The sequence below is a fragment of the Marinomonas rhodophyticola genome (assembly GCF_026113935.1).
In the GTDB taxonomy this organism is placed as follows: Bacteria; Pseudomonadota; Gammaproteobacteria; order Pseudomonadales; family Marinomonadaceae; genus Marinomonas; species Marinomonas rhodophyticola.
The window spans coordinates 1-9,565 of record NZ_JAPEUL010000010.1 but is presented as its reverse complement, the minus strand read 5'-3'; the positions used below and the strand labels follow the sequence as shown (position 1 = coordinate 9,565).

The following is a 9,565-nucleotide window of genomic DNA, read 5'->3' as shown; positions in this document are numbered from 1 at the left end:
GCGTTAGGGAAGTGAAGCCATTGAGTGAGGTGGTAAATCATAACAATGGTTATGCCTAGTATGGCACAAGCAATAGGCCATTTCGCGGCAGGTCTTACGAGGATGGAGGCGACAAAAATAAAATGCAGGATACCGAAATAAATCCATTGATTCGGCATAGCTAAGTAGGTGGCCAGTGAAATAGCCCCAGCGGAAAGAAGCAGCTTAATGTCGCGTTTCCAAGTGAATGGCTTGCTAAACTGATTGTAGGCTATGTAGGCGGACCAGCCAACCGCAGTCAGAAATAGGGTGAGGATGAGGCTGCGGAAATATACCCAAAAAGGGTCGTATATGGAAAACTCCATGAAACCAAAATTACGTAAATCCCAACAAAAATGGAATATCATCATCAGTAAAACAGCAAAGCCACGATAAACATCTAAAAATGCGCTGCGTTTGGTTGGGTCAAAAACAGGAGAGGTTTGCATTGAAGTCCAAAGTAAAAAATGGGGTGGAAGTTCGGCCATCATACCGATACTCATTTTCTAGCTCAAGTTTACAGCACCTATTGCCGCGACTTAAGGGAGATTTGCCGTGGGAGCGAGAGAGTTTGTTGATGTTTGGTCGTCCTATTGTAGTGCCCCGTCAGGTGGCTTTCGTTGCGGATGCGGGTATATGTTATCGCTACTCAGGAAAGGATCATTTTGGCACCGGCTGGCCCGATTGGCTGGTACCCGTCAAAGAGGAGGCTGAATCGTTAGCGCAGCAGCCTTTTAATGCTTTGTTATTGAATTGGTATCAAGACGGTGACGAATACATGGGTTGGCATGCTGATGATGAGAAGTCATTGGGTCCTGCGCCTGTCGTGGCCATGCTCAGTCTTGGCGCGCAACGATCTTTCCTATTTCGTTTGAAAGCGAATCACCAGATTAAGCACAGTCTTGAGTTGGAAGATAGCAGTTGGCTAGTAATGTCTGCTTCTACACAGGTGCTTTGGCAGCATTCTTTGCCTGTAAGAAAACGCATCAAAGAGGAGCGAGTGAGTTTAACCTTTCGTCTCCTGCTTTGAATGCGAGTTCTGTTAGTGACCGAAATGTATTGGATCGCTATGGGGCTTTGCGGGTGATGATCCAGTTGTTGTCTTGTTGTGTGAAGCAGATGCGATCATGAAGACGACTGGGTCTACCTTGCCAAAATTCAATAAATTTGGGTTTTAATACATAGCCACCCCAGTTTTCAGGGCAGGGCACATCTTGACCATTAAAAGCTTGCTCTTCTTCGTTAAACGCCGTCTGCAGCGCGTCGCGATTGGCAATAACAGTGCTTTGCTTGGATGTTCTGGCGGCGAGTTGGCTGCCTCGAGGGCGGCTAGCAAAATAGGTTTCTGATATATGGCGAGCGACTTTTTCAACATGGCCTTCGATACGAATTTGGCGTGACAGGGCAGGCCAAAAAAAGTCATGCTGGCCTTATTATTAAGGGCTAATTGTTGGCCTTTTTCGCTATCGTAATTAGTGAAAAAAGAAAAACCAGCGTCATTACGTTGTTTTAACAGCACCACACGGGAATGTGGCCAGCCATCGCTACCAACCGTACTCAATACCATAGCTGTTGGGTCGTCAGGGCAGGAATCTATGGCTTTTTCGAGCCAATTGTCAAATAAGGTAAGCGGATCATGTCCGACATGCTCTTCTAGGAGGTCATCGAACTGATAGTCGCGTCGAATAGAATGAAGATCTCTGTTCATGATTAAATCCGGTAAGTTGTTGTGGTCATGACTTTAGATACTTGTGTCATGATAGCCATAATAGGCTTAGGAAACTCGTATCCGCCTGCAGCCAGAGCCATGGCTTTGTGTTTGGCTTCATCTGTATGCATTTGTGCTAACACCGCTTTACTCTTTTCATCTTGTGCTGGCAAGGTTGCCATGTGCTTTTGAAGATGAATACAAACCTGATCTTCTGTTGCGGCAACAAATCCCAAGCTTAGTTTATCGCTGATCAATCCTGCTCCTGCACCTATAAGAAAAGATGCACCATAAAAAAATGGATTAAACAGGCTAGGTCTGCTGCCCAGTTCATAAAGTCGTTGCTCACACCATACTAGATGATCGATCTCCTCATCTGCCGCATGTTCCATTTCTTCGCGCACTGCAGCAAGTTTTGCTGTGGTGGCTTGTCCCGCATACAGTGCTTGGGCACAGACTTCTCCTGTGTGGTTGATGCGCATCAAACCGGATGAATGCTTACGCTCAGAAAGGTCTAGAGTACCTTCTTCCAGCAAATTTGCAGGAGAAGGGCGCGATGCTTTAGCGGCATGAGGTACCAGCGTTTGCAGTGCACGATCAAATTGCAATACGGCTTTATCTAAAAAAGAGATCATTGTATTTCCTCTTGCTAACCTGGAGGCCATGTCATGGCGCGGCCACCCAGTACATGCATATGAATATGATAAACGGTTTGTCCGCCCATCTCATTGCAGTTCATCACAACGCGATAACCTGCGTCACTAATGCCCTTTTGTTTTGCTATCTTGGCCGCCGTGATAGGCAGTTTTCCTATTACCGCAGCATCAGCATCTGTGAGATCATTTAAAGTGCTTATATGACGCTTAGGAATAACTAGGAGATGGGTTGGCGCCTGAGGCATGATGTCTTCAAAGGCCAGAACATCATCGTCTTCATATAAAACGGTCGCCGGAATATCTCGGTTCACTATTTTGCAAAATAAACAGTCCATATCATCTCCTTTCATTGGTATTATTCAAGGTTAGTTGTGTTGCTTCAAGGTGTTTTGCGCAAAGGCTTGATCCGTGACAAGGATGTACTTCTTAGCCTCTCTCCCTTTTGTATAAGGCGCGATATTCTCTGCTGCAGTTGGCTCTCTAATTCTGAGCAGGCGATCAGTTCATCAAACCCCAGTTTCTTGGCGTAATCTAATGACATTTTAACATTGTTGCTGATGAGTAAGCACTGATCTTCATGGCGCATTAATGGAAGTAGTCTCTGTTGTGTGACATGGGGGATATGTCCCCCATTGTCGAAGACTAAAATAATGGACCCAGACTCTCTTTTGGTAGGTAGTTCTAAGTAATCGAGTAGACTCTCTAAGGTAGTAAAGTGTTCTATTTTATTGATATGACTTTGCAGCAGCGTGAGGGCTTTTTGCAAATCATGGTCTGTTTGACCAAAAAGTATAATATCAAAGTGGTTGTGCTGGCCGATCTCGCTGTTTGCTGGACGAATGTGCGCACGTATCGGGAGTTGAATATCAATACGTCGATAATGGTTGCTCTCAGATATTTGCATTTCCCCCTCTATGTGTTGAATAAGCAGTGTGATGTAGTGCATGCCCAGGTCAAAGCTTGCTGTACTTGTGTGGATACGTTTAGGTAGAGGGTAACAGCTGAGTTCTAATATTGTGATGCCTTCTCGATTCAGATCGTGTCGAGTAATATCAAGAGTAAGCACTTGGTCCGTAAAGTGTTTGAACTCCTGAACGAGGCTTTCAATAAGGTGTTGCAAGATAGAGGCATGCTGCAATATTTCCACTTGGGCCGTTTTGTTGCTATTGATTTCTATTAAAGCATTGTCTTGGTCTAAGCGTTGCACATTGTTGTATGCGTTGTCGATTAGTTGATCGAGTGGTATCGGATAAGATTGTTCTGGTGGTGAGTTTTCTCTTACGTCATTCAGTAGATCAATTCGTTCAATCAGATTTTTTAAATTATTGTTGGCCGTTAGGCTGCTCGATAAAAACAGTCTTGTTTCGTTTGATGTAGCGGCTTGTTCAAGGTGCGTGAAATCCCCGCCAATGATATTGACTTGACGACGCAAACGACTGGACAGATCAGACAAAAGGTCTGCGATCTCAGTTTGAGAATGTTTGGTTCTGTGGGCATGTCGCTGCAATAAAGGGGTTGTTTGTGCAATGATGCCAGTGAAATGGATCATCGCTTCAATAATAATCGTGATGGTTAGCCCCCACTCCAATAGCATGGCACTGGGTATAATGCCATAAACGGACAATATCCAAGCAAAGTGTCCTATAAGCAATATTAGTCTGGCAACCAAGTAATACCCAGAAAAAGGGACTTTATAAATAAACGCAGCAACAGCGTGAATGGTCAGTAGCGTCAGTGTGATTACCACCATCGAGGACAGAATCACTATGTTTATTTGCTCTGGAGAAAGGGTAAATACAACCGCAAATAGGGCATTAATTGAACCAATGATAAGCAATGCTTTGTCTATTCTAGGTAGATAGTTTTTAGTGTCTATGTAGAGCCGAGAAAAAAACACAATAGCGCACAGGCATGATAGCGCCGCTAGATTGTAGATGCGCTCTTGAATATTTATCTGATCCGGAAAAAAGGCGGATATCTGATCATGAATCGAAAGATGCAATGCTGTGATACCAATTAGCAAGCCACTGTAAATGAGATACATAGGATGTGAGGTTTTGATAAAAAAGAACACATTACAAACAAACAGAGTGATGAGTATGCCAATTAAGATGCCGGTAAAGGTTAGGTTCTTTTGGGCATCTAGGCTCATTTGTGAAAGGGTTTTGAGTTCAATTTTAGCGTTAATCGGCAAATCAGAAGAAAGCTTCAAATACAAGGTAAAAACAGGTGGTGAGTTCGTTGGGATGTTAAACACATAGTGGGGCGCTTTAATTGGTCTATTGTTATAGGGGCGTGCGCCACCGAGTTCTGCTTGGACCTGATTTTCGTATAAGTTAGGAAGGTATATATCAAGGTATTGTAGTCTGGGGGTGTTTATTTCCAGCAAGATAGGCATGTTGCTGGTGGTCCGGATGGCAATGTCTGTGCGTATCCAAACATTGCCTTTGACTAAGCCAAACTGCAGGTAGTTTCGATTCAGTGGGCGAAAACGTTTTGCGTATAGATCCGATGAAATGGTGTCAAATGAGAGGTTTTTATCGGCATCAATAAAATAGGTGCCACTTTTACCAATATTGAAGACACTGTTTGAATCATCAATAATGGCGATCGTGTTTGAGTTCCACACTATGTTGGAGGTGCCGAGTAAAAATAGTAAAATCAATTGGTAAAACAAAACGCTAGCCCAAACAAGTTCTATGAAGGCTATCATTATTAACTAGATAGGGGATTGAATGCTATATCCAATTTTGGTGGAACATTATGTTTGGTTTAGTCTATTGCTGTTGGGGGTCACTTGGTTTGCCAGACAGTCGAAGCCTGCAACACGAACAAATCTCATGTATGGCTATGGGATGATCGCCACATTAGGCTTCGTCCTTGGTTTTGATTGGGTGGCCGGTATTATATTTGGTTTGTTGGTATTGGAAGTTGGGCGTTTATTCAAGGCGTGGTTGGATAAGAAAGAGTCTCAGCTAAAAAAATAGCATACAGTGTATATATTGCGTATTTAGATAAGAAAAAGGCCTCAGAGAGGCCTTTTTAGCAATTTGTGTATTTTATAGAAGGCTATTTTTGTTCGCGAGCAATGGCACGGTGGCCGATGTCGGTACGGAAATACACCTTATCCCAAGACAAAGTTTTGACAACCTCGTAAGCAGACGCTTGTGCTTGAGCAACCGTATCGCCAAGAGCAACAGCGCAAAGAACACGGCCGCCGTTGGTTACTACTTGGCCGTCTTTTAGTGTTGTGCCGGCTTGAAAGACTTTCTGACCTTCAGGAAGGACTGTGTCCAAACCAGAAATGACATCGCCTTTAGGGTAATCGGCAGGGTAGCCGCCAGCAGCAAGAACAACACCTAAGCTTGCGCGTGGATCCCAATCTGCTTCAATGGTATCCAGTGTGCCATTGATGGCAGCCAAACACATTTGTGCTAAATCAGAACGCAAGCGCATCATGATTGGTTGTGTTTCTGGGTCACCAAAACGGCAGTTGTATTCGAGAGTCTTTGGTGTTCCATCCGGTGCGATCATCACGCCAGCGTATAAGAATCCACGGTAGCGGTTACCTTCAGCGTTCATGCCTTTAACCGTTGGCATGATAACTTCATTCATAATGCGATCATGAATTTCTGGTGTCACAACCGGAGCAGGAGAATAAGCCCCCATGCCGCCTGTGTTTGGGCCTTTGTCGCCGTTATCGCGTGCCTTGTGGTCTTGGCTTGTCGCCATCGGTAATACCGTTTCGCCATCTACCATACAGATAAAGCTGGCTTCTTCGCCTACCAAGAACTCTTCGATCACTACACGGCTGCCCGCATCGCCAAAGGCATTGCCTTGTAGCATGTCTTCAACCGCTTCAATGGCTTCGGCTTCCGTTTGCGCCAAGATAACGCCTTTACCAGCGGCTAGACCATCGGCCTTAACCACAATCGGGGCACCGTGTTGCTTGATGTAAGCAACCGCTGGCTCGATCTCAGTGAAGTTGCCGTAAGCAGCCGTTGGAATGTTGTGGCGCGCTAAGAAATCTTTTGTGAAGGCTTTAGAGCCTTCTAGCTGTGCTGCCGCCGCTGTGGGGCCAAAGATCGCCAAACCTTCTTTTTCAAAGGCATCGACTACACCGATGACCAAAGGCGCTTCTGGTCCAACGATCGTTAGATCAATGTTCTCACGTTTTGCAAAGGCCACAAGATCTGCAATATCAGTGACACCGATGTTGACGTTCTCTACTTTATTTTCAGTGGCAGAGCCTGCGTTACCTGGGGCAACATAGACTTTTTCGACTTGGTTCGATTGAGCGGTTTTCCATGCTAGAGCATGTTCACGACCGCCGTTACCAATAATAAGAACTTTCATTATCTAATCCTTTGTATTGCAAGCCAGAGACTTAGGTCTCTGGCGACTAACTAAAGCGTTACGTCTTTTTAGCGTGTCTAATAACGATGTGTTAATGACGGCTCTTTAATGACGGAAATGACGCATACCTGTGAAGACCATTGCCATACCAGCTTCGTCTGCCGCCGCGATGACTTCTTCGTCACGCATAGAGCCACCTGGCTGAATAACCGCTGTAATACCGGCTTGTGCTGCTGCATCGATACCATCACGGAATGGGAAGAAGGCATCAGACGCCATGACGGAGCCAGCGACTTCTAGGTTTTCATCAGCGGCTTTAATGCCCGCAATTTTAGCGCTGTATACTCGGCTCATTTGGCCTGCGCCAACGCCAATGGTTTGTTCTGCTTTGGCATAAACAATGGCATTAGATTTAACAAATTTTGCCACTTTCCAAGCAAACAATAGATCTTTTAGCTCTTCTTCGCTAGGTTGACGTTTAGAGACAATTTTAAGATCGTCTAACGTAATGACACCATCGTCACGGTCCTGAACTAATAAACCACCGTTTACGCGCTTGTAATCTAGTGCTGCTGGCTTGTCTTTTGACCATTGGCCGCACTCAAGTAGGCGAACGTTTTGTTTTGTCGCCACAATGTCGGCCGCTTCTTTGCTAACGCTTGGGGCAATGATCACTTCAACGAATTGACGATCAACAATCGCTTGTGCTGTTTTAGCGTCTAGCTCTTGGTTGAAGGCAATGATGCCACCAAATGCAGACGTTGGGTCTGTTTGGAAAGCAAGATCATAGGCTTCAAATTGAGTCGCTGCTGTAGCGACACCACAAGGGTTAGCGTGCTTAACGATAACACAAGCAGGTTTATCAAAGCTTTTTACGCATTCAAGGGCGGCATCAGTGTCAGCTATGTTGTTGTAAGACAACGCCTTACCTTGGATTTGTTTAGCCGTGCTGATAGAGGCTTCTTTCGGGTTCGCTTCTACATAAAAAGCCGCTTTCTGGTGTGGGTTCTCACCATAGCGCATTTCTTCTTGTTTGTGGAATTGTAGGTTAAATGTACGTGCAAACTCTTCGCTGCCGCCTTCTACTTTTTTACCTAGGAAGTTAGCAATGGCGCCATCGTAATGTGAAGTGTGTTCGAATGCTTTAACCGCAAGGTCGAAACGCTGTTCAAACGTCAAGCCACCATCTGCTTTAAGAGACGCTAAGATGCTTTCATAGCTGGAAGGTGAGACCACGATAGCTACGTCTTTGTGGTTTTTGGCAGCAGAGCGAACCATGGTAGGGCCACCGATATCAATATTTTCAATCGCCATCGGTAAATCGCAATCAGGACGTTCTATCGTTGCTTCGAATGGATACAGGTTAACCACCACCATATCGATTTCTTCAATGCCGTGCTCTTTCATTACAGCGCCATCGATATCACGACGACCAAGAATGCCACCGTGCACTTTTGGGTGCAGTGTTTTTACACGTCCATCCATCATTTCTGGGAAGCCTGTGTAATCAGACACTTCTGTTGCTTTAACGTTGCTGTCCAATAAAAGACGGTAAGTTCCACCGGTTGAAAGAATTTCAACACCTTGAGCGGTCAGTTCGCGCGCGAATTCGACAATGCCTGTTTTGTCGGAAACACTGATTAACGCTCGTTTGATTGGAGTTACGGTATTTTGATTTGCCATCATGGTTCTCGCAGTTAATTTAACACTAAATAAACAAGGGGAAGATAAGACGAAAAAAAGGGCGAATTCGCCCTTTTTTTCTTTGTGATTATAGCATGCCGTATTGCTTTAACTTCTTACGAAGTGTTCCTCGATTTAACCCAAGGATGGTGGATGCTTTGGTTTGGTTATCCTTTGTGTAGCTCATGACAGACTCTAGCAAAGGCGCCTCAACCTCGGCTAAGACCAACTGGTATAAGTCTGTTATTGGCTGCCCATCAAGATGAGCGAAATAGTTTTGTAGGGCTTTTTCAACGTTGTCACGTAGTGTTTGTGACTGCTCTGAAGAAGCGGCTTGAAACGTATGAGTATGAGTTTGTTCTACCACAGAATGACCTTCTATTTTTAAAGCTAACCATTTGTTAATGTATATTGAGCATCGTATAGAAGGGCGATCTAACTCTTCTTTTTTGATGTTCATTACATTAAGTGTAAGGTTCGTTTGCCTATTGGCAAACAAAGAACTCTTCCAATTTATCAAGCTGTTCTTGCGTATTATCAATACGATTAAACAGGCTGCGAAATTGTGTGTTATCCGCTAACGTTTGCAGGTACCAACCAACATGCTTGCGAGCAATACGCACACCCAAATAATCACCATAAAATTGATGTAGGGCGTGCACGTGGTTAATAACAAGCTGTCTCACCTCAGATAAAGAGGGAGGTGTTAACAATTCGTTTGTTTCTAAATAGTGGTTTATTTCGCGAAAAATCCACGGTCTTCCTTGGGCAGCTCGACCAATCATGATGCCATCCGCCTTGGTGTAATCTTTCACAAATTTTGCTGATTGCGCGTCTTTAATGTCCCCATTCGCAAAAATAGGGATACTCAAATGATGCTTAATCTCTGCAATCGTGTCGTATTCAACTTGTCCTTGGAATTTGCATTCCCGCGTTCGCCCATGAATGGCTAGGGCTTGAATGCCAATGTCTTCTGCCATTTTTGCAATCGCAAGACCGTTTTTTTGATCGAGGCTCCATCCCGTACGAATTTTTAGAGTGACTGGAACAGACACACTATTTACAACTGATTCCAGTATCTCACGAACAAGCGCTTCATCTTTCAGTAATGCAGAGCCTGCCGCTTTGTTGCATACTTTTTTGG

At 44.6% G+C, this 9,565-nt stretch carries 11 protein-coding genes and 1 pseudogene; 2 read left to right on the top strand and 10 right to left on the bottom strand.

Translation table 11 applies throughout. From position 1 onward, the window contains the following. A partial coding sequence (locus ONZ52_RS19535) for a heparan-alpha-glucosaminide N-acetyltransferase (protein ID WP_265220333.1) occupies window positions 1–509 on the bottom strand: 509 nt, incomplete at its 3' end. Here ONZ52_RS19535 and ONZ52_RS19530 point away from each other — a divergent pair. Next, on the top strand, window positions 491–1,048 hold the full coding sequence (locus tag ONZ52_RS19530; protein WP_265217762.1) for an alpha-ketoglutarate-dependent dioxygenase AlkB family protein: 558 nt from the start codon (window positions 491–493) through the stop codon (window positions 1,046–1,048). The two genes, ONZ52_RS19535 and ONZ52_RS19530, sit on opposite strands and share 19 nt — an antisense overlap. Before the next feature lie 37 nt (window positions 1,049–1,085). Here ONZ52_RS19530 and ONZ52_RS24890 read toward each other — a convergent pair whose 3' ends face one another. The 5 genes and pseudogenes from ONZ52_RS24890 to ONZ52_RS19510 all read right to left on the bottom strand — a co-directional run bounded on the left by ONZ52_RS24890 (window position 1,086) and on the right by ONZ52_RS19510 (window position 5,059). Then, complete coding sequence (locus ONZ52_RS24890) at window positions 1,086–1,403, bottom strand: pyridoxine/pyridoxamine 5'-phosphate oxidase (protein WP_321160380.1); 318 nt, start codon at window positions 1,401–1,403, stop codon at window positions 1,086–1,088. Between the two features lie 83 nt (window positions 1,404–1,486). After that, window positions 1,487–1,585: pseudogene (locus tag ONZ52_RS24885) on the bottom strand (pyridoxamine 5'-phosphate oxidase); the annotation flags it as partial. Between the two features lie 143 nt (window positions 1,586–1,728). Beyond that, window positions 1,729–2,361, bottom strand: a complete 633-nt coding sequence (coq7, locus tag ONZ52_RS19520; RefSeq protein ID WP_265217062.1) for a 2-polyprenyl-3-methyl-6-methoxy-1,4-benzoquinone monooxygenase — start codon at window positions 2,359–2,361, stop codon at window positions 1,729–1,731. A 14-nt stretch (window positions 2,362–2,375) separates the two neighbouring features. Continuing rightward, window positions 2,376–2,717, bottom strand: a complete 342-nt coding sequence (locus ONZ52_RS19515; protein WP_265217063.1) for a histidine triad nucleotide-binding protein — start codon at window positions 2,715–2,717, stop codon at window positions 2,376–2,378. 44 nt (window positions 2,718–2,761) lie between these two features. Beyond that, on the bottom strand, window positions 2,762–5,059 hold the full coding sequence (locus tag ONZ52_RS19510) for a 7TMR-DISM family protein (protein WP_265217065.1): 2,298 nt from the start codon (window positions 5,057–5,059) through the stop codon (window positions 2,762–2,764). Window positions 5,060–5,117: 58 nt separating this feature from the next. On the opposite strand from ONZ52_RS19510, the gene ONZ52_RS19505 reads away from it, so the two are divergent. Then, window positions 5,118–5,369, top strand: coding sequence for a hypothetical protein (locus ONZ52_RS19505; protein WP_265217067.1), 252 nt, complete (start codon window positions 5,118–5,120; stop codon window positions 5,367–5,369). Between the two features lie 82 nt (window positions 5,370–5,451). Here ONZ52_RS19505 and purD read toward each other — a convergent pair whose 3' ends face one another. The 4 genes from purD to ONZ52_RS19485 all read right to left on the bottom strand — a co-directional run. After that, window positions 5,452–6,738 carry a phosphoribosylamine--glycine ligase gene (purD, locus tag ONZ52_RS19500; protein ID WP_265217069.1) on the bottom strand — a complete coding sequence of 429 codons (1,287 nt, stop codon included), beginning with the start codon at window positions 6,736–6,738 and terminating at the stop codon, window positions 5,452–5,454. 105 nt (window positions 6,739–6,843) lie between these two features. Then, a complete protein-coding gene (gene purH, locus ONZ52_RS19495) occupies window positions 6,844–8,421 on the bottom strand; it encodes a bifunctional phosphoribosylaminoimidazolecarboxamide formyltransferase/IMP cyclohydrolase (protein ID WP_265217763.1) in 1,578 nt (525 codons plus the stop codon). An 88-nt stretch (window positions 8,422–8,509) separates the two neighbouring features. After that, window positions 8,510–8,788 (bottom strand): DNA-binding transcriptional regulator Fis, encoded by a 279-nt coding sequence (fis, locus tag ONZ52_RS19490; protein WP_012070668.1) that lies wholly within the window; start codon window positions 8,786–8,788, stop codon window positions 8,510–8,512. Window positions 8,789–8,906: 118 nt separating this feature from the next. Beyond that, window positions 8,907–9,565, bottom strand: a 659-nt coding sequence (locus ONZ52_RS19485; protein ID WP_265220332.1) for a tRNA-dihydrouridine synthase, incomplete at its 5' end; no start/stop codon positions are given.